Annotated in this window: 22 protein-coding genes; 12 read left to right on the top strand and 10 right to left on the bottom strand. The window is 74.8% G+C overall.

Annotation, left to right across the window (positions count from 1 at the left end):
* The first annotated feature begins 8 nt into the window (after nucleotides 1-8).
* Entirely contained in the window at nucleotides 9-689 is a 681-nt protein-coding gene (locus IE271_RS43640; RefSeq protein WP_308435227.1) for an SSI family serine proteinase inhibitor, read from the top strand.
* A 285-nt stretch (nucleotides 690-974) separates the two neighbouring features.
* On the opposite strand, the gene IE271_RS31650 is transcribed toward IE271_RS43640, so the two are convergent.
* The 3 genes from IE271_RS31650 to glgX all read right to left on the bottom strand — a co-directional run bounded on the left by IE271_RS31650 (nucleotide 975) and on the right by glgX (nucleotide 7387).
* On the bottom strand, nucleotides 975-2225 hold the full coding sequence (locus IE271_RS31650; protein WP_190193925.1) for a M14 family zinc carboxypeptidase: 1251 nt from the start codon (nucleotides 2223-2225) through the stop codon (nucleotides 975-977).
* 189 nt (nucleotides 2226-2414) lie between these two features.
* Entirely contained in the window at nucleotides 2415-4808 is a 2394-nt protein-coding gene (gene treY / locus IE271_RS31645; RefSeq protein ID WP_190193924.1) for a malto-oligosyltrehalose synthase, read from the bottom strand.
* Nucleotides 4809-5278: 470 nt separating this feature from the next.
* A complete protein-coding gene (gene glgX / locus IE271_RS31640) occupies nucleotides 5279-7387 on the bottom strand; it encodes a glycogen debranching protein GlgX (protein WP_190193923.1) in 2109 nt (702 codons plus the stop codon).
* 1514 nt (nucleotides 7388-8901) lie between these two features.
* On the opposite strand from glgX, the gene IE271_RS31635 reads away from it, so the two are divergent.
* Both IE271_RS31635 and IE271_RS31630 read left to right on the top strand, forming a co-directional pair.
* Nucleotides 8902-10134: a DUF5919 domain-containing protein gene (locus IE271_RS31635; protein ID WP_229919678.1), complete on the top strand. Its 1233-nt coding sequence runs from the start codon at nucleotides 8902-8904 to the stop codon at nucleotides 10132-10134.
* A 233-nt stretch (nucleotides 10135-10367) separates the two neighbouring features.
* A complete protein-coding gene (locus IE271_RS31630) occupies nucleotides 10368-11090 on the top strand; it encodes a 3'-5' exonuclease (protein WP_190193922.1) in 723 nt (240 codons plus the stop codon).
* 220 nt (nucleotides 11091-11310) lie between these two features.
* On the opposite strand, the gene IE271_RS31625 is transcribed toward IE271_RS31630, so the two are convergent.
* Nucleotides 11311-12165 carry a phosphotransferase enzyme family protein gene (locus IE271_RS31625; RefSeq protein ID WP_190193921.1) on the bottom strand — a complete coding sequence of 285 codons (855 nt, stop codon included), beginning with the start codon at nucleotides 12163-12165 and terminating at the stop codon, nucleotides 11311-11313.
* A 201-nt stretch (nucleotides 12166-12366) separates the two neighbouring features.
* On the opposite strand from IE271_RS31625, the gene IE271_RS31620 reads away from it, so the two are divergent.
* From IE271_RS31620 to IE271_RS31580, 9 genes are all read left to right on the top strand, one after another.
* Nucleotides 12367-13302: a carbohydrate ABC transporter permease gene (locus IE271_RS31620; RefSeq protein WP_190193920.1), complete on the top strand. Its 936-nt coding sequence runs from the start codon at nucleotides 12367-12369 to the stop codon at nucleotides 13300-13302.
* A 61-nt stretch (nucleotides 13303-13363) separates the two neighbouring features.
* Complete coding sequence (locus IE271_RS31615) at nucleotides 13364-14197, top strand: carbohydrate ABC transporter permease (RefSeq protein WP_190193951.1); 834 nt, start codon at nucleotides 13364-13366, stop codon at nucleotides 14195-14197.
* Nucleotides 14197-15486 carry an ABC transporter substrate-binding protein gene (locus IE271_RS31610; protein WP_190193919.1) on the top strand — a complete coding sequence of 430 codons (1290 nt, stop codon included), beginning with the start codon at nucleotides 14197-14199 and terminating at the stop codon, nucleotides 15484-15486. The genes IE271_RS31615 and IE271_RS31610 overlap by 1 nt, the downstream gene beginning before the upstream one ends.
* A gap of 92 nt (nucleotides 15487-15578) precedes the next feature.
* Complete coding sequence (mgt, locus tag IE271_RS31605) at nucleotides 15579-16778, top strand: macrolide-inactivating glycosyltransferase (RefSeq protein WP_190193918.1); 1200 nt, start codon at nucleotides 15579-15581, stop codon at nucleotides 16776-16778.
* Nucleotides 16779-16979: 201 nt separating this feature from the next.
* Nucleotides 16980-17120, top strand: coding sequence for a hypothetical protein (locus IE271_RS31600; protein WP_190193917.1), 141 nt, complete (start codon nucleotides 16980-16982; stop codon nucleotides 17118-17120).
* 86 nt (nucleotides 17121-17206) lie between these two features.
* A complete protein-coding gene (locus IE271_RS31595) occupies nucleotides 17207-17758 on the top strand; it encodes a DUF1697 domain-containing protein (protein WP_190193916.1) in 552 nt (183 codons plus the stop codon).
* Nucleotides 17751-18134 carry a nuclear transport factor 2 family protein gene (locus IE271_RS31590; RefSeq protein WP_190193915.1) on the top strand — a complete coding sequence of 128 codons (384 nt, stop codon included), beginning with the start codon at nucleotides 17751-17753 and terminating at the stop codon, nucleotides 18132-18134. The genes IE271_RS31595 and IE271_RS31590 overlap by 8 nt, the downstream gene beginning before the upstream one ends.
* Before the next feature lie 77 nt (nucleotides 18135-18211).
* Nucleotides 18212-19249: a ketopantoate reductase family protein gene (locus tag IE271_RS31585; RefSeq protein WP_190193914.1), complete on the top strand. Its 1038-nt coding sequence runs from the start codon at nucleotides 18212-18214 to the stop codon at nucleotides 19247-19249.
* Between the two features lie 10 nt (nucleotides 19250-19259).
* Complete coding sequence (locus IE271_RS31580; RefSeq protein WP_190193913.1) at nucleotides 19260-19886, top strand: TIGR03086 family metal-binding protein; 627 nt, start codon at nucleotides 19260-19262, stop codon at nucleotides 19884-19886.
* Between the two features lie 200 nt (nucleotides 19887-20086).
* On the opposite strand, the gene IE271_RS31575 is transcribed toward IE271_RS31580, so the two are convergent.
* The 6 genes from IE271_RS31575 to cysD form a co-directional block, all read right to left on the bottom strand.
* Nucleotides 20087-20824, bottom strand: coding sequence for a sirohydrochlorin chelatase (locus IE271_RS31575; protein WP_190193912.1), 738 nt, complete (start codon nucleotides 20822-20824; stop codon nucleotides 20087-20089).
* Between the two features lie 5 nt (nucleotides 20825-20829).
* A complete protein-coding gene (locus IE271_RS31570; RefSeq protein WP_190193911.1) occupies nucleotides 20830-21747 on the bottom strand; it encodes an ABC transporter permease in 918 nt (305 codons plus the stop codon).
* Entirely contained in the window at nucleotides 21734-22522 is a 789-nt protein-coding gene (locus tag IE271_RS31565; RefSeq protein WP_190193910.1) for an ABC transporter ATP-binding protein, read from the bottom strand. The genes IE271_RS31570 and IE271_RS31565 overlap by 14 nt, the downstream gene beginning before the upstream one ends.
* 58 nt (nucleotides 22523-22580) lie before the next feature.
* Nucleotides 22581-23696 (bottom strand): aliphatic sulfonate ABC transporter substrate-binding protein, encoded by a 1116-nt coding sequence (locus IE271_RS31560; protein ID WP_190193909.1) that lies wholly within the window; start codon nucleotides 23694-23696, stop codon nucleotides 22581-22583.
* Nucleotides 23697-23922: 226 nt separating this feature from the next.
* On the bottom strand, nucleotides 23923-25278 hold the full coding sequence (locus IE271_RS31555) for a sulfate adenylyltransferase subunit 1 (protein ID WP_190193908.1): 1356 nt from the start codon (nucleotides 25276-25278) through the stop codon (nucleotides 23923-23925).
* Nucleotides 25279-25280: 2 nt separating this feature from the next.
* Nucleotides 25281-25862 (bottom strand): sulfate adenylyltransferase subunit CysD (gene cysD, locus IE271_RS31550; RefSeq protein WP_190193907.1); only part of this gene is annotated, 582 nt, incomplete at its 5' end.

Below are 25862 nucleotides of genomic sequence, written 5' to 3'. Positions count from 1 at the left end.
TATATGACATGACGAACACGACCCACGAGATGAGAACGGCACGAGCGAGGAGACCGGGGAGGGTGCCGGTCCTGCTGCGCGCCGGGCTGTCCGCCGTCTGCGTCCTGTTCGCCGCGGGCGCGGTCCCGGCGCAGGCGGCGCCCCGCGACCCGGTCTCCGGCGACTGGCTCTACGTCACGGTCAGCCGCGGCGACGCGCACGTCCGCGAGACCCGGGGCACGCTGCTGACCTGCGACCCGCCCCGGGGCCACGCGCACGCCGCCCAGGCCTGCGACGAACTGCGGGCGGCGGACGGCCGTGTCGACCGGGTCGCTCTCAAGGACACGCCCTGCCCGATGGTCCACGCCCCGGTCTCGGTGACCGCGCGCGGGCGGTGGAACGGACGCGCGGTCGACTACCGGCAGACGTTCTCCAGCCCGTGCGTGATGGCGTCGCGGACGGGTTCGGTGTTCGCGCTGACCGCCGACCGGGCCCCCGCCGACCGGGAGCCCCAGGGCCACGGGCCCGCCGGCGGGGCCTCCCCGGAAGAGGCGTCCTCCGGCCGGAAGCCCTCCGGTGAGGCGTCCTCCGGAAAGACGTCCTCCGGCGGTGCGCCCGAGGCCGGCGGTGCGCCCGAGGCCGGCGGTGGGCCCGAGGCCGGCCGTGGGCCCGAGGCCGGCAGGCGACCGCACGCGGCGCCCCGGGCCTAGTGCCGTGACCGGAAGGGTTCACCGGCTCACGGCGCCCGGCACGGCACTTCCCCAGCTCTTCGAGCAGGGGGACCCCCACGCCGCGTTGCCGGAGTCACCCGGGTACGTCCGGTACGAGGGCGGCCCTCCGCCTCGCGGCGCACCGCACCGGACGCCGCGAGCCCACGGCGGACCCTTCCGCTCACGGCGCTGGCGCACCCCGCCCCGCCCCCGGACGGCGTCGTCGCGGCCCGGAACACGCCGGTGCCGTGCGCCCGGAGGGCCGCCCTCCCCTGTGACGGGGACTCAGACCGCCTGCTCGCGCGCGTGGCGTGCCGCCGCGAGCACCGTCCGGGACTGGTGCTCGACCTGGTGCTCCAAGGGCACCCAGCGGGCTCGGAACCGCTCGGCGAAGGCCTCGCTCCAGTCGGTCACGAGCCGTTCGAGCCGCGGCGCCGCCCGGTCGTCGGCCTCCCGCAGGACCCGCAGCAGCATCGCCGCGGCGCGCAGCGGGAGCCGGCGGCCGAAGGCGTCCACGCTCCCGACGTACGCCATCGACGGGTCCGCCGGCGGTCCCTGGACCCAGTCGCCGGCCAGCCCCGGCACCAGCTCCAGCGCCCACCGGGCGGCCCGCAGCAGCGGCCCCTCGGGCGCGGGCAGTCGCGGCAGCGCCTCGGCCAGCACCGACTCCACCTCGCGCGCGTCGCTCAGCAGCCGCCGCGCCAGCCGCCGCATCGCGGCCGCGGGGGACGGGTGCGGCGCCGGGTCGTCCACGAGGTCGCTCGCCCACATCGGGACCTCGACGACCGCGGTCAGCCCGCCGTACCGGTGGGCGTGGTACCAGGTGGAGTGCCGGGCGTCGTCCGGCATGCTCGGGAACGCCGTGTCGAGGCCGGGCGCCGGCATGACGTGCACCCCGGGGCCCGAGGCCGGCCACCCGGCGGCGTCCGAGGCGCCGGTCTCCACCGGTATGTGCAGCTCCGCCGCCGACTTGGCGAACGGTTCCGCGAGCCCCGGTACGTCCTTCGTCAGCTGCACCCAGCTGCCGCCCAGGTCCGTGCCGTGCAGGGTGACCTGGAGGTAGGGCCGCACCTCGTCGATCACCCGCAGCAGGGCGCGCGTCTCGGGCGGCAGCCGGTCGGGCGGCAGCACGGAGGGCGCCCACTCCGGCTGCTCCGGACCGGCCGGCCGGAAGAAGCCCAGGTGGTAGTCGAGCAGGGTGCGCGGCGCCGGTGCGGCGTACAGGCCGGCGCCGTCCGGGTCCGCGCACAGCAGGAAGTGCCAGGAGGTGTCGGCCCGCAGGCCGGGCTCCTCGGCCACCCGGCGGGCCAGCGACAGCAGGGTCGAACCGCCGACCGGTTCGTTGGCGTGGGCGCCCGCCACCACGAGCACCGCGCGCGCGGCGCCGCCCACGGAGAGCAGATGCAGCGGGCGGCCGCCGCGTGAGACACCGACCTGTCTGAGCACGCACAGGCCCGGCCGGTCGGTCACCAGCGTCCGTGCGGACGAGAACAGTTCCCTCACAGTGGGGTAGCGCTGCTCCGACAGGAGTCTCACCCCCGAGTTGTCCGCCCGGCGTCGCCTTCCGCAGCAGCCCGTGGACCGCGGGGCCTGTCGAGGCGCGGAAGGAGCGGTGCCGGGACCAGGGCACCTTGGACGGACGGCAGGCGGCCGTCGGCCCGGGGGAGCGGTCGCCTTCCGGCCGGTTCGCACCGGCGTAGGGACCGATTCCCCCGGGCTCCCGGACTACTCGTCCCGCGCACCGTCCGCGTCGGTCCGCTCCAGGAGAGCCACCGGGAGCCTGCCGAACAGGTCTGCCGCGCGCACATGCCCCTCGAAGCCCCGCTCCGGAGCGAGCACGTCCGCCCACCGCCCGGGCGGCAGCGGCAGCACGGTGTCGCCCCAGCCGCCCGCCTCCTCCAGGCGCAGCGCCAGCCGCGTGACAGCCGTGACGACCTGCCCGGAGCGCGCGAAGGCCACGCAGTGCGCGGCGGCGGGCCCCTCGGCGGCCAGGGGCGTGTACGACGCCGACGCGCCGAAGGCGCCGGGCCGCCGCCCGCGCAGCGCCAGCGCCGCCCGCGTCACCCCGGTCTTCTCCGGTGTCCCGGCCTCCTCGGGCGGGAACGCCGCGGGCCGCCGGTTGTCCGGGTCGACCAGCGCCCGGTACTCGGCCTCCGTGCCCTGGTAGAGGTCGGGCACCCCCGGCATCGTCAGCTGGAGCAGGACGGCCCCCAGGACGTTGGCCCGCGTGTACGGCTCCAGGGTGCTCCGGAAGCGGGCCACGCGCTCCGCGGGCGCCCCGCCCGGGCCCGCCGCCACGAACGCCGCCACGGCCTCCTCGTACGCCGGGTCCTGCTCGGTCCACGACGTGCTCAGACCGGCCTCCCGGACGTGCTTCAGCAGCGCCTCCCGGAGCCGCTCCGGGTCGGCCGGGCCGAGGCCGAGCGCGGTCTGCCAGGCGGCCCAGGCCACCTGCCCGTCGGGCGCGCCGGGGCCGCCGGCGTCCCGGCCGGCCAGGTCGTCCAGCAGCTCCGCCCAGCGCCCGGGGCACTGCGAGAGCACCGAGATCGCGGCGCGGACGTCGGCGCTGCGCTTGGTGTCGTGCGTGGAGAGCACGGTGCCGGAGGCGGGCCAGTCGCGCTGGATCCGCGCGCAGTACGCGTGGAAGTCCTCCGGGGAGACCGCGGGGGCGCCCGGGTCGCCGCCGACCTCGTTGGCCGACAGCAGCGGCACGTAGCGGTAGAACGCCGTGTCCTCCGTGGACTTGGCCCGCAGCGCCGACGCCACCTGCGCGAACCGCGCCCGGAACGCCTCGTGCTCCGGCCGGTCCCCGGCGCGCCCGAGCACCAGGTCCCGCACCGTGTCCACGGCGTGGGCCTCCTCGGGGACCGCGAAGGCCCGCCGGGCCTCGGCCGCGGCCCGCTCCGTCAGGACGGCGGAGGCGTCCGTGGAGGAGTACGGCCGGTACACCTCCAGGCGCACCAGCAGCTCCTGCAGCGCGGTGCGCAGGGCCCACGGCGCGTGGTCGCGCAGCGCGAGCTCCGGCGAGGTGCGGCACAGCCGGTCCGCCTCGCGCGTCAGGCGCTCGACCTCGGTCGCCAGCTCGTGCTGGACCACCTTGTACGCGGCCCGCCGCGCCGTCGCCCCCCACACGCCCCCGCGGTCGGCCTGCGGGGCCGCGAACCGCCGGTAGTGCTCCGCGAGCTCCTCCGCGCCCGCCGGGTCCGTGAGCACCCCGTCCACGTGCCGCAGCGCGTCGTAGCCCGTGGTGCCCGCGACCGGCCAGGCGGCGGGCAGGGCCTCGCCGTCGGCGAGGATCTTCTCGACGACCGTCCAGCGCCCGCCGGTCGCCTCGTTCAGCCGCCGCAGGTACGCGTCGGGGTCCGCGAGGCCGTCGGGGTGGTCGATCCGCAGCCCGTCGACGACGCCGTCGCGCAGCAGCTGGAGGATCTTGGCGTGGGTGGCCTCGAAGACCTCCGGGTCCTCCACGCGCACCCCGATCAGCTCGGAGATGCTGAAGAACCGCCGGTAGTTCAGGTCGGTGCGGGCCAGCCGCCACCACGCCAGGCGGTACCACTGGGCGTCGAGCAGCTGCGGCAGCGGCAGCTTCCCGGTGTCCGCGCGCAGCGGGAAGGCGTGGTCGTAGTAGCGCAGGACGTCCCCGTCGACCTCCAGGTGCTCCGCCTCGTCGCCGAGGCGCCCGCCCAGCACCGGTAGCAGCAGCCGCCCGTCCTGGGCGTCCCAGTCGACGTCGAACCAGCGCGCGTACGGCGACTCGGGGCCCTCGCGCAGCACCTCCCACAGCGGCCGGTTGTGGCGCGGGGAGGCCGCCATGTGGTTGGGCACGATGTCCACCACGAGCCCGAGGCCGTGCTCGCGCGCGGTGCGGGACAGGGCCCTGAGCCCCTCCTCGCCGCCCAGTTCGGCGCGTACGCGGGAGTGGTCGACGACGTCGTAGCCGTGCAGCGAGCCGGGCACGGCCTCCAGGACGGGGGACAGGTGCAGGTGCGAGACGCCGAGCGAGGCCAGGTGGGGCACGGCGGCCTCGGCGGCGGAGAACGGGAACTCCGGCTGCAGCTGGAGCCGGTAGGTGGCGGTCGGCACGGCGGGGATCGCCGGGGCGGGGCGGTCGGCAGTCATGGACATCTACGTACCCGCCCGGCCGCCGTTCGTGTCACCCCCCGCACGGACGGCCGTACGCCCCGCACGACGAGGGCGTCTTCCGGCCTCCCGGAGGGCCGGGGGCCGGCCCTGCGCGGGCCGGGAAAGGCCGCGCGGACCGGTGGGCGGGCACGGCCGGCGGCCCTGCGCGCGCGGCCGCGGAGGCCGGCCGGCGCCGCCGGGCCCGCGACCGGACCTGCGGCCCGCCGCGCGCGGAGCGCGGAAGCGTCCTGCGGGCGTGGGCCGCGGACCCGCCGGCGCCGCCGGACCTCGGCCGGGCCCGCGGCCCCGCCGGCCGTCGCGGAGCGCGGAAGCGTCCCGCGCGCGGGACGCGGCTCAGGGGCCCGTCCCCTGTGCGCGCGGGGCACGGGACCGCCTCGCGCCCACGTCTCCGGAGGGCGGGCCCGCGGCTCGCGCGAACCCGCCCTCCGGCCCCGCCCCGTGCGGCCCTACGCGGGCCGCTGCAGCACCATGATGCTCCGGTCCACCAGCGCCAGCCGGTCACCGGCCTGGACCTTCGCGCCCGTGCCGGGCGCCACGCCCTCGTCCGAGGCGGTGTCGACGATCACCTGCCACTGCCGGCCGTGGTCGACCGGCACCACGAACTCGATCGTCTCCGGGGAGGCGTTGAACATCAGCAGGAACGAGTCGTCCGTGATGCGCTCGCCGCGCGGACCCGGCTCCGAGATCGCGTGGCCGTTGAGGAACACGGTCAGCGCCCGGGCGTGCGAGGAGTCCCAGTCCTCCTGGGTCATCTCCTCGCCCGAGGGGGTGAACCAGGCGATGTCCGACAGCTCGTCGTGCGTGCCCTCCACGGGCCGCCCGTGGAAGAAGCGCCGCCGCCGGAACACCGGGTGGTCGCGCCGCAGCCAGACCATCGCGCGCGTGAAGTCCAGCAGCTCGCTGCCGTCCTTCGGCCAGGGCACGTAGGAGATCTCGTTGTCCTGGCAGTACGCGTTGTTGTTGCCGCCCTGGGAGCGGGCGAACTCGTCGCCGTGCGCGAGCATCGGCACGCCCTGGGAGAGCATCAGCGTGGCGATGAAGTTGCGCCGCTGGCGCGCCCGCAGCGCGAGCACGTCCTCGTCGTCGGTCTCGCCCTCGGCCCCGCAGTTCCAGGACCGGTTGTGGCTCTCGCCGTCGCGGTTGTCCTCGCCGTTGGCCTCGTTGTGCTTCTCGTTGTACGACACGAGGTCGTTCAGCGTGAAGCCGTCGTGGCAGGTGACGAAGTTGATGGAGGCGAGCGGGCGTCGGCCGTCGTCCTGGTAGAGGTCGGAGGAGCCGGTCAGCCGGCCCGCGAACTCCGCCAGCGTGCGCGGCTCGCCGCGCCACAGGTCCCGCACCGTGTCGCGGTACTTGCCGTTCCACTCCGTCCACAGCGGCGGGAAGTTGCCCACCTGGTAGCCGCCCTCGCCGACGTCCCAGGGCTCGGCGATCAGCTTCACCTGGGAGACGACCGGGTCCTGCTGCACCAGGTCGAAGAACGACGACAGCCGGTCCACCTCGTGGAACTGGCGGGCCAGGGTGGCCGCCAGGTCGAAGCGGAACCCGTCCACGTGCATCTCGGTCACCCAGTACCGCAGGGAGTCCATGATGAGCTGCAGGACGTGCGGGGACCGCATGAGCAGCGAGTTGCCCGTCCCCGTGGTGTCCATGTAGTACCGGGGGTCGTCGGTCAGCCGGTAGTACGAGGGGTTGTCGATGCCCTTGAAGGACAGGGTCGGGCCGAGGTGGTTGCCCTCGGCCGTGTGGTTGTAGACCACGTCGAGGATGACCTCGATCCCGGCCTCGTGCAGCGCCTTCACCGCCGACTTGAACTCCAGCACCTGCTGGCCGCGGTCGCCCCAGGAGGCGTACGCGTTGTGCGGGGCGAAGAAGCCGATGGTGTTGTAGCCCCAGTAGTTGTTGAGGCCCATGTCCACCAGACGGTGGTCGTTCACGAACTGGTGTACGGGCATCAGTTCGAGCGCCGTCACCCCCAGTTTCGTCAGGTGTTCGATGATCGCCGGGTGGGCGAGCGCCGCGTAGGTGCCGCGCAGCTCGTCCGGCAGCGCCGGGTGGCGCATGGTCAGGCCCTTGACGTGGGCCTCGTAGATGACGGTGTGGTGGTATTCGGTGCGCGGTGCGCGGTCGTCGCCCCAGTCGAAGTACGGGTTCACCACGACCGAGGTCATCGTGTGGGGGGCCGAGTCCAGGTCGTTGCGCTTCTCGGGCGATTCGAAGTGATAGCCGTACACCTCCTCGCCCCATTTGATGCTGCCGCTGATGGCGCGCGCGTACGGGTCGAGCAGCAGTTTCGCCGAGTTCGACCGTAGGCCGCGCTCGGGCGCGTACGGACCGTGCACGCGGAAGCCGTAGCGCTGTCCCGGCATGATGCCGGGCAGGTACGCGTGCCGCACAAAAGCGTCGGTCTCGCGGAGTTCGACCGCCGTCTCCGAACCGTCGTCGTGCAGCAAGCACAGCTCGATCCGGTCGGCGGCCTCCGAGAAGACCGCGAAGTTGGTGCCCGCGCCGTCGTACGTGGCGCCGAGCGGATACGCCTCTCCAGGCCAGACCTGCATGGATACGACTCTTTCAGTTGTGTTGCGCCACTGAGGGCGACTCCGAGCCGAGTGTCCCCGAAAGTGATGGAACCACCTAGGACTTACGTCCCTCTTACCGGTCGTTCCCCGCATACGCGGTATGCGGGCCGACGCCTCGCGGAGCGCGTCCGCGGGGCGGGGGGCCTTCGGGGGAAGAGCGTGCGGGACGGTCCACCGCCACCCGGGCGGGGCGGTGGCGGACGAGGCGCCGGTGCCGGCCGGCACCGCCGTGGCGGCGCCCGCCGGGGCCGGCGGGAGGGCCGGTCGGGGACCGGGCGGCGACACGCCGGGAGCGGGTCGCCGCCGTCCGCCCGGGCGTCGTCGTGGAGGAGACCTCCGACGAGGGGGAGAGGGGCCGGGGACGCGCCCCCCTGACCGGCGTCGGGGCCGGGCGTGTCGCGGCGCGGTCCTCCGCGCCCCCGCCGGTTCGGCGGGCGCCCCGGACGAGGGCGGCGGACGCCGCGGTCCGCGCCTGTTCCCGAGGACCGGGAGCGGCCCCCGGACCGGCGGCCGCTCCGCGGCCGTCGGCCTGAGCGCCCGCGCGGTCCGGGAGACGGGCCGAGCCCTCCGGGCGGGCCGCACTCCCCGGGAGAGCCGCTTCCCGCGCCCGGGCCGGCCACGGCGCCCGCCCCCTCGCCGCACGGCTTCCCGTCCTCCCCGGCAAGGGAGCCGCCTCCTCGTGCCCGGCGACGGGTGCGGCCGTGCCCGCATCCGGGCGTCGGACCCCACGGCGGCCGCACGCACGGCGGGGACGGCCCCGGCCGCCGGACCCGCCGCCGCGAGTGCCGCCTCCTGCGCCACCGGCCGCGGCCGCGGCGTCTTCCGGCGGTTGGACTTCGGTCTCGACGGCTCCTCCAGGAACAGGGTCGGGCGGCACGACTCGGTCGTCGGCCCGCCGGGGCGGGGCGGGACGGCGCCGCGCCGGCACCGGGACCACCCGGAGCCGGGTGACCGTGGAGCAGGCGGGCGGCGCGGGGAACGTGCGCCGGTGGCGCGTGGTGAGCACGGCGGGCAGGGGCAGGGACGGGCGTCCGCGGCCGTACGAGATCGTCCCCGGACCCTCCGCCAAGTACCCCGGCCGGAGCTTCGCGAAGCACGGCATCTGCTTCACCGAGTACGGGAAGTGCGAACAGTTCGCGAGAGACGACCCGCGCACCTGCGGGAGCGGGACCGGCCGGTCCGTCGACGGGCGGGTCGACGGGCGGACCCCGGTCCACCACGCCACCTGGACCGACGCCGGGTCCCGCCGCGTCGCCCGGGACGAGGACCGGCGGCCCGTGCCGGTCCGCCGGCGGGGATTCCCGGGCCTCCCACGCGGCGCCACCGCCCCGGATCCGCCCGCGCCGCGGCGGCCGGCGGGCCGGAACGGGCGGCCCGAAGGCGGTGGTTGGGAAACGACCTGTCCATCCGGCTGCATCGTCCGCCGCTCCCGGAGTACCCTTCCTTGATCGTTGGGCGGGGCAGTGCTCGGGGGAGCGGAAGGCGGTGCGCGGGTGGGCTCGGGAGGGCTGGAGCTGCCCCCTGGTGACAGTGGTCACGAGGGAGACTCCACGGAGGCCCCGCCCGGGGCGGTGTCCCTGGCACGGCCGATGGAGATCGGGGCGGAGCTGGACTGGGACGCCGACGCCTGGCGGGAGGTCCGCACGCGCGCGCAGCGGGCCGGACGCGCCTACATCTGGCTGAACCTGGTCGAGCAGCGGCTGCGCGCGGTGGTCTGCGCCGTGCTGCGGCCCGTGTACGAGCCCGTGCACGGCGAGGACGACTGGGTGGTCGCCGCGGCCGGTCCGGCGGGCCAGGAGTGGGTGCAGCGGGCCGTCGCCGTGCGCGAGGTGAGCCGCCGCAAGGGCTATCTGCTCGACCCGGCCGACGACAACGTGATCAGCTTCCTGACGCTGCCGCAGCTGCGCGAGCTGATGGTGCAGCACTGGCCGTGCTTCGAGCCGTACTTCGACGACCGGCGCGAGGTCGAGCTGGCCCTCGACGAGCTGGAGGTCACCCGCAACGTCGTCTCCCGCAACCGGGCGCTGTCCGAGGCCGTCCTCGCACAGGCCGAACGGGCCGCCGCGCGCCTGCTGGAGATGCTCGGCGCGGGCGGCGACGTGCCGTCCGCGCGGCGCCTGCCCGTCGACGCGGTCGAGAACCTGGTCGGCGACCGGTACGCCGACGTGGTCGCCGTCCACCCGGACCGGGTGCGGCTGCTGCGGCAGTTCCCGGCCGAGGACATCTTCGGCGGCGCCCGCCGCCTGGACGCCCTCGGCATAGGGCTGAACCTGCTGGTGCAGAACTTCTCCGGGCGGCGCCTGGTGCGCCTGGCCGAGGCCGGCACCCGGGTGCGGCTGCTCTTCCTCAACCCGGCCTCCAGCGCGGTGAAGCGGCGCGAGCGCGAGCTGGGGCTCAAGCGCGGCGAGCTGAGCCGCTCGGTCGAGATGAACATCCTGCACATGCGGCGGGTGCGGGCCCGGCTGCGCGACCCGGGCGCCTTCGAGATCCAGGTCTACGACGAGACGCCCCGCTTCACGGCGTACCTCGTGGACGGGGACGGCTCCGACGGCGTCGCGGTCGTGCAGTCCTACCTGCGACGCTCCCGGGGGATGGAGGCGCCGGTGCTCGTGCTGCGCGGCGGCGGGCGGGTCCTCAAGGCGGACGAGACGGGCGAGGGCGGACTCTTCGAGACGTACCGGGAGGAGTTCGAACATGCCTGGGCGGACTCGCGGCCGGTGTCCTGAGGCGGTCCTGAGCCGGTCCCGGGGGCGGCGCCCCGTAGAGGTGTCCGTGGCTTGCGCCCTGACGGGCCGTCGGCTCCCCGAGGCGGTCCGGGGCGGCCGTGTGCGGCCGGGCGCCCGTCCGGACGGCGGTGCGCGGTGCCGGCCGACGGGCGGAACGCGGGCGCGGGCTTGTCAGTGGCCCGTGCGATGGTGGTGACCAATGGGGGAACGCACCACATGAGAAGGGGGCCGCCATGGGCTGGCACCAGGAGCTGCTGATCGGCTTCGACCTGGAGACGACCGGGACCGACCCGCGCGAGGCGCGCATCGTCTCGGGCGCGGTGATCGAGGTCCGCGACGGGGAGCCGCAGCGGCGGCTGGAGTGGCTGGCCGCCCCGGGCGTGGAGATACCGGCGGACGCGGTGGCGGTGCACGGGATCAGCAGCGAGCGGGCTGCGGCCGAGGGCCGGCCCGCCGCCGAGGTCGCCGACGAGATGGCCGCGGCCCTGGCCGCCGCCTGGCGCTCGGGCGTGCCGGTCGTCGCGTACAACGCCTCCTTCGACCTGACCCTGCTCGCGGCGGAGCTGCGGCGGCACGGCCTGCCGTCGCTGCAGGACAGACTCGGCGGCGAGGCCCCGGCCCCGGTCGTCGACCCGTACGCGATCGACCGCTCCGTGGACCGCTACCGGCGCGGCAAGCGCACCCTCGAAGCGGTGTGCGCGGAGTACGGCGTGGTGCTCGACGCCGCCCACGAGGCCGCCGCCGACGCGCTCGCCGCGGCCCGGCTCGCCCGCGCGATAGCCGGCCGCCACCCGCAGGTCGCCGCGCTCGACCCGGCGGAGCTGCACCGCCGCCAGATCGGCTGGTGCGCCGCGTGGGCGGCCGACTTCCAGGACTTCCTGCGCCGCAAGGGCGACGCGACGGCGGTGGTGGACGGCACGTGGCCGCTGCGCGAGCTCGCGGACGAACGGGTCTGACGGCCGCCCCCGGCCACGGCGGGGACCCTCACCGGCCGAGGGCGGGCGCCCCTGGAGGCGGGCGCCTTCCGGGCGGAGTCCCCTTCGGGCCGGGCGCCGGGCGCCTTCCGCACCGCACGCCCTTCGCGGCCGGGCGTCCTCCGGGGCCGCCGTGGCGCCGGACCGGGACGGCCGGCGGTCCTCCGGGGCCGCCGTGGGGTTGTACCGGGGCGGCCGGGGGTCAGAACGGGTGCCACCGCACCGTCTCGTCGCCCTCCCGCAGCGACGCCACCCGGCGCTCGAACTCCGCCAGCGCCTTCGGGTTGCCCGGCGCGTGCTGGGCGACCCAGGCGCAGCTCGCGGTCTCGCGCGCACCGCGCAGGACACCGCAGCCCTCCCACTCCCGCACGTCCCAGCCGTACGCGTCCGTGAAGTCCGCGTAGGACCCGGGCGGCAGCCCGTAGCGGTCGCGGGAGAGGAGCATGACCACCAGGTCGTGCTCGCGGAAGTCGGCGGAGAAGGTCTCCAGGTCGACCAGGACCGGCCCGTGGGGACCGACGTGCACGTTGCGCGGCAGCGCGTCACCGTGGATCGGGCCCGGCGGCAGGTGCGGCTCCAGCGCGGCGGCGGCCGCGGCGAAGCCGTCGCGGCGCTCGCGCAGGTACGCGGCGTCGGCCGGGTCGATCGCGTCCCCGGCCAGCCGCAGCCAGCGCTCGACGCCGCCCAGCAGCTCGCGGCGCGGCAGCAGCAGGCCGTCGGGGACGGTCAGGGCGTGCACCGCCCGCAGCAGGACGGCCAGGTCGCGCGGACCGGCCGCCCGCACGGCGTCGGGCAGCCGCCGCCACGCGGAGACCGGATGACCGTCCACGAGCCGCGCCTCGGGTTCGGCGGCGCGCACCGCGGGGACACCTTCGCCTGCCAGCCAGTCCGCCACCGCCAGCTCCCGGCGCGCGCGGTCGAGGAGTTCGGCGTCGCGCCCCACCTTGACCACCACGTCGCCGACCGCGAACACGGCGTTCTCACCGAGGGCCAGCAGCGGGGCCTGTCGGTCGTACCCGGCCCCGGCGAGCACCGCCCGCGCCCGTGCCTCGTCCATCGCGTCTCTCCCGCTTCTCCCGTGCCCGCCGCGGTCCGCGCCGCCCACGGCGCCCCATACGCGGCCCAGTGTCGCATTCGCACTGGTCGGAGCCGCGACAAGGGCGTGCGCGACGCCTTGACGCGCCGGGGGACCGTCAGCACCATGACGGAGGCCGCCCGGACGGCCGCCCCCCCACGAGCCGCCCGAAGGAGCCGATCCGTGACCTTGGCGACCGCGACGAAGCGGTCGGCGCGGCGTGCGCCGGACGGGCCCGGCGGCGGCCGGACCGCCGAGCGCGGCGCGTGGTTCCTGGTGCTGCCCGCGCTGATCCCGATCCTGGTGCTGAGCGTCGGCCCGCTGCTCTACGGCGTCGCCCTGGCCTTCACCGACGCGCAGTCGGGCCGTACGGCGCCCACCCGGTGGATCGGCGCCCTCAACTTCCGCGACCTGCTGCACGACACGCTGTTCTGGGACTCGTTCCGGATCGGCCTGCTGTGGGCGGTGGGCGTGACGGTGCCCCAGTTCCTGCTCGCGCTCGGCCTCGCCCTGCTCCTGAACCAGGAGCTGCGGCTGCGCGGATTCGCCCGGGCGCTCGCGATCGTCCCCTGGGCCATGCCCGAGGTCGTGGTCGGCATCATGTGGCGGCTCGTCTACAACCCGGACGCGGGCGTCCTCAACGAGACCCTGCGCGACCTCGGCCTCGGCGACGGCCGCGACTGGCTGAGCGGACTGGCCACCGCCCTGCCCGCGGTGATCGTCGTCGGCGTCTGGGCGGGCATGCCGCAGACGACGGTGACCCTGCTCGCCGGACTCCAGAACACCCCTCGCGAACTGCACGAGGCCGCCGCGATGGACGGCGCGGGCGCCTGGCGCCGCTTCCGCGCGGTCACCTGGCCCGCCCTCAGACCGGTCGCCCTGGCCGTCACCGCGCTCAACCTCATCTGGAACTTCAACTCCTTCGCCCTGGTCTACGTCCTGACCAGCGGCGGTCCCGGCGGCCGTACGCGGCTGCCGATGCTCTTCGCCTACGAGGAGGCGTTCCGCTACGGCCAGTACGGCTACGCGGCCGCGATGGGCTGCGTGATGGTCGCCGTGATCTCGGTCGTCCTCGCCTGCTTCCTCGCCGGCCGGCTGAGGGGAGGCCAGGACGCATGAACCTGCGACCGGAGAGGGCGGGACGCGCGGGCCCGCGGCCGGGAAGGGCGGGCGCGTGAACCTGCGACCGGGGAGAGCCGCCCGCGGCGGACAGTACGCCGCGCTGCTCGCCTACCTCCTCTTCCTCGCCTTCCCCTTCCTCTGGCTCCTCTCCACGGCCTTCAAGCCGCCGCGCGAGCTGGCGAGCCTGCACCCCACCTGGATCCCGAAGGACCCGACGCTCGCCAACTTCCGGCAGGCCTTCGACGAGCAGCCCCTGCTGCACGCCGCGCTCAACTCCCTGGCCGTCGCGGCCGGCGCCGCCGTGATCGCCGTACTGGTCGCGACCCCGGCGGCGTACGTGACGGCGCGGCTGCGCACCCGGCTCTCCCGGGCGGCCACCGGCTGGGTGGTGGTCGGCCAGGCCTTCCCGTTCGTCCTGGTGATCATCCCGCTGTTCCTGGTCCTGAAGAACCTGCGGCTGGTCGACTCCGTCCCCGGCCTGGTCATGGTGTACGTGGTGTGGGCGCTGCCCTTCGCGCTGTGGATGCTCGCCGGCTACGTCCGGGCCGTGCCCGCGGAGCTGGAGGAGGCCGCCGCGGTCGACGGGGCCGGCCGGCTGCGGACGCTGGTGTCGGTCACGGCGCCGCTGCTCGCGCCGGGCGTCGTGGCGACGGGACTGTTCGCGTTCATCAGCGCCTGGAACGAGTTCTTCTTCGCCCTCGTGCTGCTCAAGACCCCGCAGAAGCAGACCCTGCCGGTCGTGCTCACCCACTTCGTCGGGGCGGAGGGGGTGGCCGACCTGGGGCCGCTGGCCGCCGCCGCCCTCCTCGCCACCCTGCCGTCGCTGGTGGTCTTCGCGATCGTCCAGAGACGGATCACGAGCGGACTGCTCGCCGGGGCGGTGAAGAGCTGATGCGCGCCAGGACGCCGGTGCTCTGCGCGGTCCTCGCGCTCCTCGGCACGCTGCTGACCGCCTGCTCCGGCGGCGGGGAGGCGGACGACGGCCGGGTCACGCTCCGCTTCCAGTCCCTGGCCTGGCAGCAGGAGTCGGTGGCGGCCACCGAGGAGCTGGTGGCGGAGTGGAACGCCGCGCACCCGGACGTCCGCGTGGAGTACGTGCAGGGCAGCTGGGACAGCGTGCACGACCAGCTGCTCACCTCCTTCGAGGGCGGCGAGGCGCCGGACGTGATCCACGACGCCTCGGACGACCTGGCCGACTTCGCGTACGGCGGTTACCTGGCCGATCTGCGCGGCCTGCTGTCCGAGCGGCTGACGGCGGACATCCCGGAGCGCACCTGGCGTACGGCGACCTTCGGGGACGGCGTCTACGGCGTGCCCTTCCTCCAGGAGCCGCGCGTACTGATCGCCAACACCGCCCTGCTGCGCGCGGCGGACGTCCGCGTCCCGACGGTGGCGGAGCCCTGGACGTGGGAGGAGTTCCGGCGCGTCACCAGGAGGCTCAGCGGCGACGGCGTCCACGGTGTCGCCTGGCCGCTCAAGGAGCCGGTCTCCGCCACGCTGAACCTCTCCCTCTCGGCCGGCGGGCGCCTCTTCCACCGGGACGCGGACGGCAGGGCGCGCATCCGCTTCGGCCCGGCCGACCAGGTGGTGCCGGAGACGATCCGGGCCCAGACCGGCACGGACGGCAGCGCCTCGCGCACGACGCTCGGCAGCGGCGGCTCCGACACGCTGCCCGGCTTCTTCGCCGGGAGGTACGCGATGGTCCCGCTCGGCTTCTCCTACCGCCAGCAGATCGTCCAGCAGGCGCCCGAGGGCTTCGAGTGGCAGGTCCTGCCCGCCCCGGCGGGCGCCGCCGGGCTCAGCCAGGGCGTCAGCCCGCAGACGCTGTCGATCGCCGAGGACAGCCCGCACAAGGAGGAGGCGGCCGCCTTCCTCGACTTCCTGCTGCGGCCCGCGAACATGGTCCGCCTGGCGCTCGGCGACTGGATGCTGCCCACGGGCACCGAGGCGCTGCGCGACCCGGCGCTGCACACCGACGAGGACGGCTGGGCGACGGGCACCGCGCTCGCCGGGCACCTGCGCCCGGCGCCCGCGCAGTCCGTACGCGGCTACCCGGAGTGGAAGGACAAGATCGCCACCCCCGCGTTCCAGGAGTACTACAGCGGCGCGATCGGCCTCGGTGAGCTGCGCAGGCGCCTGGAGGATGACGGCAACCTGGTGCTGGCGCGCTACCAGCGCTGAACGCGGTGCGGCGCGGACCGTGCCGCACCGCACCGTGCCGCCCGGGGAAAACCCGTTTGCGCGAGACGAAACGTCTCGTACAGGATGACGGCATGACCTCACACCGTCCCGCGCACATCGCCATGTTCTCCATCGCCGCCCACGGGCACGTGAACCCCCACCTCGAAGTGGTCCGCGAGCTGGTCGCGCGCGGGCACCGGGTGACGTACGCGATCCCGCCCGCGCTCGCGGACAAGGTCGCGGAGACCGGCGCGGAGCTCAAGCTCTGGAACTCGACGCTGCCCGCCCCGGACGCCGACCCCGAGGACTGGGGGGACACGCTCCTAGACAACGTGGAGCCCTTCCTGGACGACGCGATCCAGGCCCTTCCCCAGCTGATCGAGGCGTACGAGGGCGACGAACCGGACCTCGTGCTGTACGACACCACCTCCTATCCGGGCGCCGTCCTCGCCCGCCGCTGGGGCGTCGGGGCGATCTCCCTCTCGACGCACATGGTCGCCTGGGAGGGGTACGAGGAGGAGGTCGCCGAGCCGATGTGGCGGGAGCCGAAGCGGACCGAGCGCGGCAAGGCGTACTTCGCCCGCTTCCGCGCCTGGCTGGAGGAGAACGGGATCACCGAGGACCCCGACGACTTCTACGGCCGCCCCGGCCGCTCCCTCGTCCTCGTCCCCAGGGCGCTCCAGCCGAACGCCGACCGGGTCGACGGACGCGTGTACACCTTCGTCGGCGCCTGTCAGGGCGACCGTACGGCCGAGGGGGACTGGCGGCGTCCCGCCGGCGCCGAGAAGGTGCTGCTCGTGTCGCTCGGCTCGGCCTTCACCAAGCAGCCCGGCTTCTACCGCGAGTGCGTCAAGGCCTTCGGCGACCTGCCCGGCTGGCACATGGTGCTGCAGATCGGCAAACGCGTCGACCCGGCCGAACTGGGCGACGTACCGGCCAACGTGGAGGTGCGCGACTGGGTGCCGCAGCTCGCGATCCTCAAGCAGGCCGACGCGTTCATCACGCACGCGGGCGCCGGCGGCAGCCAGGAGGGCCTCGCCACGGCCACGCCGATGGTCGCCGTGCCCCAGGCCGTGGACCAGTTCGGGAACGCGGACATGCTCCAGGCGCTCGGCGTCGCCCGCCACGTGCCGATGGAGGAGGCGAGCGCCGAGACCCTCCGGGAGGCGGTGCTGGCCCTGGCCGGCGACCCCGAGGTGGCGCGCCGGCTGGCCGCGATCCGGGCGCAGATGGCCGAGGAGGGCGGCACGCGCCGGGCGGCCGACCTCATCGAGGCGGAGCTGCGCGGCTGAGGGCGCGGGGCGGGGCCCGCGCGGCCGTCCGGGTCACGCTGCGCGGACCACGCGTTCCCGCAGCGTCGTGGAGGCGGCGGCCGGACCGGATGCGGCGCCGCAGCCCGCGCCCGCCGCGAGGGCCGCACCGGCCGCGCCCGCCTCGGAAGCGGCGTCGAGTTCCGGACGGGCGTCTTCATCGTCGGCCCGCTCCTGGACGCGGTGACCGAGGCGACGATCGTCTCCGGCGCCCTGCCGCTGGTCGTCGAACTCGCCGTCATCCACAAGCCGCTGCTGTCCACGCGCCCCTTCACCCGCACGCTCGACTCCTTCGACCGGGAGACCGTGGCCGAGGCGGCCTGATCCCCGAGGGGCACGCACGACGGGGCCGGGGCGCGCACCCCGGCCCCGTACGCTCCGCCGGAGGACCGCCGCTCTAGGGTGTGCGCATGACGACGACGTACGGGGCGCTGCTGCGCGGCGTCAACGTGGGGGGCAGGAGGAAGGTCCCGATGGCCGGGTTGAGGGAGGTGCTGCGGGGCCTCGGCCACGGCGGTGTGCGCACGCACCTGCAGAGCGGCAACGCCGTCTTCACCACCGGCCGCGACGACGGCGAGGAGGCGCTCGCCGCCGAGCTCGCCGGGGCGGTCGGGGAGCGCTTCGGCTTCGCCGTCGACGTCCTCGTACGCGATCACACCTACCTGGCCTCGGTCGTCGACGACTGTCCCTTTCCGGCCGCCGAGCTGGAGGGCAGGCAGTTGCACGCCGTCTACTTCTCCGAGCCGGTCGGCCCGGAGCGGTTCGCCTCCCTCGACCGCGAGTCCTTCCTGCCCGAGGAGTTCCGCCTCGGCGACCGCGTGCTCTACCTGTACGCCCCCGACGGCCTCGGCCGCTCGAAGCTCGCCGATGCCCTCTCCCGCCCCCGGCTGCTGCGCAACACCGTCGCCACCACCCGCAACTGGAACACCGCCGTGAAACTCGCGGAACTGACCCGTGGCTGACTTCTCCCTCGCCGGTGACCCCGCCGTCGCCGCGGCCGTCGAGCGCGAACTGCGGCTGCTCGACCCCGAGGTGCGCCGTTCGCCCGGGCTCGTGGACGCGCTGCTGCACCCCGGCTTCCACGAGATCGGCGCCTCGGGGCGGCTCTGGGACCGTCCGTCGGTCATCGCCTCCCTGGCCGCGGAGACCGGCGCCGGGGCCCCGGTCGCCGTCTCGGGGATGCGCGGCGTCCGGCTCGCCCCCGACCTGGTGCACCTCACCTTCGACACCGAGCACGACGGCCGCCGCGCCCACCGCAGCTCGCTGTGGCGGCGGGCGGCGGGGGAGTGGCTGCTCTACTTCCACCAGGGCACGCCGTCCGCGCCGGAGGGCTCCTGACGGGACGTCGGCGGCAGGGGCTCGCGACGGCCCCACCCCGCCCCCGCCGCATGATCCCCCTGTGCGAGGCTCGGGGCATGCGCTACATCATCATCGGAGCAGGGGCGGTCGGCGGTGCCGTGGGCGGGCGGCTCGCCGGGGCCGGGCGCGAGGTGGTCCTCGTCGCTCGCGGCGCCCAGTACGAGGCCCTGCGCACGCACGGACTGCGCCTGGTGACCCCCGACGGCACGCACGTCCACCGCCTGCCGGCGGTCGACGGCCCGGCCGCCCTCGGCACGCTGCGCGAGGACGACGTGCTCGTCCTCGCGGTCAAGACCCAGGACAGCGTGGCGGCGCTGGACGCCTGGGGCCCCGCACCGGTCGAGGGCGGCGGCACCGCCGCCGAACGGCTGCCCCTGGTCTGCGCGCAGAACGGGGTGGAGAGCCAGCGCATCGCGCTGCGCCGCTTCTCCCGCGTGTACGGCGTGTGCGTCTGGCTGCCCGCCACGTTCGTCGAACCGGGCGTGGTCTCCGCCGCGGGCGCTCCGCTCACCGGCCTCCTGCACCTCGGCCGCTACCCGTCCGGCACCGACGACACCGCCCGCCGCATCGCCGCCGACCTGGAGGAGTCCCGCTTCGAGGCGCCGGTCGTGGCCGACGTGACGCGCTGGCAGTACGCCAAGCTCCTCGACAACCTCGCCAACGCCGTCGAGGCGGTCAGCGGAGTGATCGACGGCGACGAGGGGCGGGCGCTGTACCGCAGGGTCCGCGCGGAGGGCGAGGCGGTCCTCACCGCGGCGGGCCTGCCGTACGCCGGCGGGGACGAGCAGAGGGCGGTGCGCGGCGACAAGGTGAGACTGCGGCCGCCGGACGGCGTGGCGCGCGGCGGCGGCTCCTCCTGGCAGTCCCTGAGCCGGGGCACCGGCACCATCGAGGCCGACTACCTCAACGGCGAGATCTGCCTGCTGGGCCGGCTGCACGGCGTGCCGACCCCGCTGAACGACCTGCTCCGGCGGCTGGCGAACACCTTCGCGCGCGAGCGCCGGGCGGCCGGCTCGCTGCCCGTCGCCGAGCTGGCGCGCCTGGCCGACGAGGCTGTCGCGTTTGTTCAAGAGCCCGGGGCCGCCCGTCCCTAGCGTGCGGTGCATGAGCACTCACGAACGGCACCAGCACCGGCACACGACCGAGGAACTGCACGCGTACATGGGCGAGTGCGCCGCCGAGGCGGCGCGCGTCGCCCGCGGCGTCCCGGCGGAGCGCCTCGCCGACCCCACCCACTGCCCCGGCTGGGACGTCCGGGCCCTGGTGAACCACTGGGTTCTCTACACCGCGTACGGCCTGGAGCACCGCGCCTCGCGCACGCCGCTGCCGGACGAGCTGACGGCCCGCGACTTCACCGCGGACCCGGACTGGGCGCGGGCCTACGCCGCGCAGCTCGACCGCGCGGTCGCCGCCTGGGCGGACCCGGCGGTGTGGGAGGGCGACATCGACCTCGGCATGGGCCCCTTCCCCGCCCGCGACCTCGCCTGCATGGTCATCAAGGAGATGGCGGTGCACGGCTGGGACGTCGCGGTGGCGACGGGACAGCGGTACGAGGTGTCCGAGGACGCCGCCCGGCTCGTCCTGGACGTGGTCCGGGAGCACGGCGAGCTCTACCGGAAGTACGACGGCTTCGCCGACCCGGTGCCGGTCCCGGACGACGCCCCCGTGTTCGACCGGGCGCTGGCCCTCAGCGGACGGGACCCGCGGACCACCGCGGCACGCGGCCAGTGACGTGACCGGAAGGGTCTGCCGTGGGCTCGCGGCGTCCGGTGCGGTGCGCCGCGAGGCGGAGGGCCGCCCTCGTACCGGACGTACCCGGGTGGCTCCGGCAACGCGGCGTGGGGGTCCCCCTGCTCGAAGAGCTGGGGAAGTGCCGTGCCGGGCGTCGCGAGCCGGTGGGCCTCTCCGGTCACGGCACCGGCCACCGGCCGTTAGGCGCCCAGCGCCGCCAGTGCCGGCCGCCGCGCCCCGTCGTACCGCTCCAGCAGCACCCGGGCCACCTCGGGCGCGGGACCCAGGACGCCGGCCAGGACGTCCGCCCCGGCCGCGCCGGCCGCGATGCGGTCCGGCAGCCGGCCGGGGGCCAGGACGTACGGGGCGACGGCCACCCGCTCGCAGCCGAGGGCGCGCAGTTCGCGCACGGCGTCCTCGGTGCGGGGAAGGGATGCGGAGGCGAACGCAGGCCGCACGGCGCACCAACCGGTGTGCCGCCACTCCCGCGCGATTTCTGCGATCACTGCGATCGCCTCCGGGTCGGTGGACCCCGCCGAGGCCAGCACGACCCCGGTCGAGGGCTTGTCGCCGGGGGTGAGCCCGGCCTCGTACAGGCGCCGTTCCAGCGCCGCCGTCAGCAGCGGCGACGGGCCGAGGACCTCGGCCTGGCGCACCCGCAGCCGCGGCGGCGCCTCGCGCAGCACCGCCGGGATGTCCGACTTGGCGTGGAAGGCGCGGGTGAGCAGCAGCGGGAGGGCGACGACGTCGCGCACGCCCTCCGCTGCCAGGGACTCCAGGACGGCGCCCACGGAGGGGACGTTGAAGTCCAGGAAGCCGGTCTCCACGCGCAGACCGGGCCGCAGGGCGCGCACCCGGCGCACCAGGGCGTGCACGGTCGCGGCGTGCCGCGGGTCGCGGCTGCCGTGGGCGACGAGGAGGAGGACCGGATCACGCATGGGAATCAGCTCTTCACCAGCAGGCCGCGGCTGCGCAGCACCCACCGCTCCAGCGGACTGAAGATCAGCAGGTCGATGGCGATGCCGACGATCAGGATGAGGAAGATGGCGAGGAAGACCATCGACATGGAACTGGTGTTGCGGCCGTTCTCCAGCAGCTGGCCGAGGCCCACGCCCAGGTCGGGCGAGGAGGCGATGATCTCGGCGGCCATCAGCGAGCGCCAGGAGAACGCCCAGCCCTGCTTCAGGCCCGCCAGGTAGCCCGGCAGGGCGGCCGGCATCACGATGTGCCAGGTGCCGCGCAGCCCGGTGGCGCCGAGCGTGCGGCCCGCGCGCAGGAACAGCGGCGGCACCTGGTCGACGCCGGAGACCAGGCCGTTGGCGATCGACGGGACCGCGCCGAGCAGGATGACCGCGTACATCATCGAGTCGTTCAGACCCAGCCAGATCACCGCGGGCGGCACCCAGGCCACCGACGGCAGCGACTGCAGCCCGGACAGGATCGGGCCGATCGCCGCGCGCACGAACCGCACCCGCGCCACCAGCAGCCCCAGCGGGGTGCCGATCACCAGCGCGAGCAGGAACCCGAGCAGGCCGCGCGAGACGCTGGTCCAGATGTAGCCGAGCAGCGTGCCCTGCAGCCAGGCGTCCTCGATCTCGCCCCACACGTCGGCCGGCGTGGGCAGCTTGGTCGGGTCGTCGACGACGCCGAAGGAGACCAGCGCCTGCCACACCACCAGGACCAGCACGACGGCGGTCACCGGCGGCAGGACCTTGCGGACGAGGGTCTCGCGCAGCGGAGGACGGCCCGGCTGCACGGTCTCCAGCGCGTCGAGCCCGGCCTCCAGGCCGGCGAGGTCGCCCGCCTTGCCGGGCCCGGCCGCGCCCGCCTCGACGGCCGTCGTGGTGTCAGTGCTGGCCATGGCGGCGGATCTCCCCACGGAGTTGTTCGGTGATCTCTACGGACAGTTCCGCCACGGCGGTGTCCTCGATGCGGCGCGGATGCGGGATGTCCACCGTCCACTCGTGCGCGATCCGCCCGGGGCGGGAGGACAGCAGCACGACGCGCTGGGCGAGCCGCACGGCCTCGCGCACGTTGTGCGTCACGAAGAGGACGGACAGGTTCGTCTCGCGCCAGATGCGGGTCAGCTCGTCGTGCAGCACGTCCCGCGTGATGGCGTCGAGCGCCGCGAACGGCTCGTCCATCAGCAGCAGCCCGCTGTCCTGCGCCAGCGCGCGGGCCATCGCGACCCGCTGCCGCATGCCGCCGGACAGCTCGTGCACGCGCTTGCCGTACGCGCCGCCGAGCCGCACCAGTTCGAGCAGTTCCTCCGCCCGGGCGCGGCGCTCGGACTTGGGCACGCCCCGCAGCCTCAGGGCCAGCTCGATGTTCTTGCCGGCGGTCAGCCACGGGAAGAGCGCGTGCTCCTGGAACATCAGCGCCGGCCGGCCGTCGGTCGTGATGCTGCCCGCGGTCGGGGCGTCCAGGCCCGCGACCAGGTTGAGCAGCGTGGACTTGCCGCAGCCGGAGGCCCCCAGGAGGGTGACGAACTCGCCCGGCGCGACATCGAGGGTGATGTCGTCGAGGACGAGCTGCCGCCCGGTGGGGCCGGCGAAGGACTTCGAGACGTGCTCGATGCGCGCGGCGTGCTCCACGGCCGCGGTGCCGTCGGCGGCCTTGGCGAGCGCGGTGGCCATGGTCGTCACCTCCTGGGGACTCGTGGTCGTCTTCGTGTCGGTCGGGGGACGGTCGGTGCTACTTCGCGCCGAGCCCGGCGTCGTCGACCGTCGCGCCGCCCTCGTCCTCGAGGATCTTGTTGAGCGGCGTGAGGTCGTAGATGCCCTTCAGGTCGGGCTTCTCCAGCAGACCGGCCTGGACCGCGTGCTCCGCCTCGGCGTCGAGGGTGGCGGCCAGCGGGTCGTCGGTGATGCGGATGGACTCCCACGCCGGGTCGAGGACCTTGTCCGGCAGGGCCTTGCCGGAGTCCTTCCTCAGCTGCTCGTTGGCCGCGGCCTTGGCCTCGTCGGGGTTGTCGTTGATCCAGGCGTTGGTCCTCACCGACGCCCTGAGCACGGCCTCGACGGCCTTCGGGTGCTCCTTCAGGAACTTCTGCGACACGATGACGTTCGTGATCACGAACTTCTTGTCCGGCCACAGGTCCGCCTCGTCGAGCAGCACCTTCGCGCCCTCGGCGACCAGCTTGGACGCGGTCGGCTCCGGCACCCAGGCGCCGTCGATCGAGCCGGACCTGTAGGCGTCCGGGGTGATCTTGTTGTCGGTGCGGACGACGGAGACGTCGCCCTTGCCGCTCTCCGCGTCGACCTTCCAGCCGCGCTCCGCGATCCAGTTGAGGAACGCCACGTCCTGCGTGTTGCCCAGCTGCGGGGTGGCGATCTTCTTGCCCTTGACGCCGTCCAGGGACTTGATCTTCTTCGGGTCGACCACGAGCTTCACGCCGCCGGACGCCGAGCCGCTGACGATGCGCAGGCTCTTGCCGTCCGACTTGGTGTAGCCGTTGATCGCCGGGGAGGGGCCGATCCAGCCGATGTCGATGGAACCGGCGTTCAGCGCCTCGATCTCGGAGGGGCCCGCGTTGAAGACGGAGTACTTGGCCCGCGTGCCGCCGAGCTCCTTCTGGAAGAAGCCCTTCTGGTTGCCGACCAGCGCGGTCGCGTGCGTCAGGTTGCCGAAGTAGCCGATCTTGACGGAGTCGAGGCCGTCGATCTTCTCGGCGCCCGCGGAGACGTTCGACGTGGTGTCCTCGTCGTCGTTCGCGGAGCCGTAACCGCAGGCGGCCGGCGCCAGCAGGGGGAGCGCGGCCAGCGCCGCGAGGCCGCGGCGCAGGGCTGTGGAGCGGGAGGTGGCAGGCACGGGAGGTGTTCCTCTCGTTGGCCCGGCGGTCACGGTCTCTCAGGTCGTGGCCGGGAGGTCGGCAGGTCTTCGTCTCACTGCGTGGGGGGTGCGGGCGCGCGGGCAGTGCGCGTACGTCAGCGCACACATCGCGCCACCCCGCCCTGCCCGCTGCCGAGGGCACCGCTGCCCACCCGTCCGCCCTCCTTGGCGAACGTGGAGAAGACCTCCGTGAGGGCCGACATGGTCAGAAGTCCCACCCGTCGTCGTCCGTCTCCGCCCTGACCGGCTCCGGAGCGGCGAAGGACTCGCCGACCATGCCCGCGGTCAGCGTGGTGCCGTCGGCGGGGTCGATCAGGATGAAGGAACCGGTGCGCCGCGAGTCCGCGTAGGAGTCGACCGGCAGCGGCTCGGCGGCACGGATCTTCACCCGGCCGATGTCGTTGGCGACCAGGCGGCCCGGGTGCGGGTGCAGCGACAGGTCGTCGAGGGTCAGCCGGGAGGGGATGTCCTTGACGAGGGCCTTGACCGTGCGGGTGCCGTGCTTGAGCAGCACCCGGTGGCCCACGGTCAGCGGCGCGTCGGCGACGTGGCAGACGGTCGCCTCGATGTCCTGCGTCGTCGCGGGCGCGTCCGCGGACGGCACGATCAGGTCGCCGCGCGAGATGTCGATGTCGTCCTCCAGCAGGAGGGTCACCGACTGGCTCGTCCAGGCCACGTCGACGGGCTCGCCCAGCAGGTCGATCCCGGAGATCCGCGAGGTGCGGCCCGAGGGCAGCACGGTGACCTCCTCGCCGACGCGGAAGGCGCCGGCCGCGATCTGGCCCGCGTAGCCGCGGTAGTCGGGGTGCTCGGCGGTCCGCGGGCGGATCACGTACTGCACGGGCAGGCGCGCGTGGCAGGTGGCGAGGTCGTGGCTGACCGGCACCGTCTCCAGGTGCTCGAGGACGGTCGGGCCGCCGTACCAGTCCATGGTGGCGGAGGGCTCCACCACGTTGTCGCCGGCCAGCGCGGAGATCGGGATCGCGGTGATCTCGGGGATGCCCAGCTCGGTCGCGTACGCCGTGAACTCCTCGGCGATCGCCGCGAAGACCGGCTCCTCGTAGTCGACGAGGTCCATCTTGTTGACGGCGAGGACGACGTGGGGGACGCGCAGGAGGGCGGCGATGGCGGCGTGGCGGCGGGTCTGTTCGACGACGCCGTTGCGGGCGTCGACGAGGATCACCGTCAGTTCGGCGGTGGAGGCGCCGGTGACCATGTTGCGGGTGTACTGCACGTGGCCGGGGGTGTCGGCCAGGATGAAGCGGCGCCGTGGTGTGGCGAAGTAGCGGTAGGCCACGTCGATGGTGATGCCCTGTTCGCGTTCGGCGCGCAGGCCGTCGGTCAGCAGGGCGAGGTCGGGTGCGTCCTGGCCGCGGCTCGCGGAGGCGCGTTGCACGGCTTCGAGCTGGTCGGCCAGGACCGACTTGGAGTCGTGCAGCAGCCGGCCGACGAGGGTGGACTTGCCGTCGTCGACGGAGCCCGCGGTGGCGAAGCGCAGCAGGGTCGTGGCGGACAGCTGCTCGGCCGGCAGCGGCTGGGTGGGGCCGGTGGTGCTGGTCATGTCTAGAAGTACCCCTCGCGCTTGCGGTCTTCCATCGCGGCCTCGGAGAGTTTGTCGTCGGCGCGGGTGGCGCCGCGTTCGGTGAGGCGGGAGGCGGCGATCTCGGCGATGACGGCGTCCAGGGTGGTGGCGTCGGAGTCGACGGCGCCGGTGCAGGACATGTCGCCGACGGTGCGGTAGCGCACCAGGCGTGTCTCGACGCGCTCGCCGTCGCCCGGGCCGCCCCAGGCGCCGGCGGTCAGCCACATGCCGTCGCGTTGGAAGACCTCGCGGTGGTGGGCGAAGTAGATGGCGGGCAGGTCGATGTGTTCGCGGGCGATGTACTGCCACACGTCCAGTTCGGTCCAGTTGGACAGGGGGAAGACGCGGACGTGTTCGCCGGGGGCGTGGCGGCCGTTGTAGAGGTTCCACAGTTCGGGGCGCTGGCGGCGGGGGTCCCACTGGGAGAACTCGTCGCGCAGGGAGAAGACGCGTTCCTTGGCGCGGGCCTTCTCCTCGTCGCGGCGGCCGCCGCCGAAGACCGCGTCGAACCTCTCGTGCTGGATGGTCTCGGTCAGGGGCAGGGTCTGCAGCGGGTTGCGGGT

It is taken from the genome of Streptomyces minutiscleroticus, assembly GCF_014650875.1.
Classification (GTDB): Bacteria; Actinomycetota; Actinomycetes; order Streptomycetales; family Streptomycetaceae; genus Streptomyces; species Streptomyces minutiscleroticus.
The sequence above is the reverse complement of the archived record's forward strand: the minus strand, read 5'-3'. Positions and strand labels throughout refer to the sequence as shown.

What these genes read in the sequence shown, in the direction of transcription:
- IE271_RS31585 (WP_190193914.1), top strand. Translation starts at nt 18,212, where the DNA reads ATGCGCTACATCATCATCGGAGCAGGGGCGGTCGGCGGTGCCGTGGGC.
- IE271_RS31555 (WP_190193908.1), bottom strand. Translation starts at nt 25,278, where the DNA reads ATGACCAGCACCACCGGCCCCACCCAGCCGCTGCCGGCCGAGCAGCTG.
- IE271_RS31625 (WP_190193921.1), bottom strand. Translation starts at nt 12,165, where the DNA reads ATGGACGAGGCACGGGCGCGGGCGGTGCTCGCCGGGGCCGGGTACGAC.
- IE271_RS31570 (WP_190193911.1), bottom strand. Translation starts at nt 21,747, where the DNA reads ATGGCCAGCACTGACACCACGACGGCCGTCGAGGCGGGCGCGGCCGGG.
- treY (WP_190193924.1), bottom strand. Translation starts at nt 4,808, where the DNA reads ATGACTGCCGACCGCCCCGCCCCGGCGATCCCCGCCGTGCCGACCGCC.
- IE271_RS31630 (WP_190193922.1), top strand. Translation starts at nt 10,368, where the DNA reads ATGGGCTGGCACCAGGAGCTGCTGATCGGCTTCGACCTGGAGACGACC.
- IE271_RS31575 (WP_190193912.1), bottom strand. Translation starts at nt 20,824, where the DNA reads ATGCGTGATCCGGTCCTCCTCCTCGTCGCCCACGGCAGCCGCGACCCG.
- IE271_RS31610 (WP_190193919.1), top strand. Translation starts at nt 14,197, where the DNA reads ATGCGCGCCAGGACGCCGGTGCTCTGCGCGGTCCTCGCGCTCCTCGGC.
- glgX (WP_190193923.1), bottom strand. Translation starts at nt 7,387, where the DNA reads ATGCAGGTCTGGCCTGGAGAGGCGTATCCGCTCGGCGCCACGTACGAC.
- IE271_RS31580 (WP_190193913.1), top strand. Translation starts at nt 19,260, where the DNA reads ATGAGCACTCACGAACGGCACCAGCACCGGCACACGACCGAGGAACTG.
- IE271_RS43640 (WP_308435227.1), top strand. Translation starts at nt 9, where the DNA reads ATGACGAACACGACCCACGAGATGAGAACGGCACGAGCGAGGAGACCG.
- mgt (WP_190193918.1), top strand. Translation starts at nt 15,579, where the DNA reads ATGACCTCACACCGTCCCGCGCACATCGCCATGTTCTCCATCGCCGCC.
- IE271_RS31565 (WP_190193910.1), bottom strand. Translation starts at nt 22,522, where the DNA reads ATGGCCACCGCGCTCGCCAAGGCCGCCGACGGCACCGCGGCCGTGGAG.
- IE271_RS31595 (WP_190193916.1), top strand. Translation starts at nt 17,207, where the DNA reads ATGACGACGACGTACGGGGCGCTGCTGCGCGGCGTCAACGTGGGGGGC.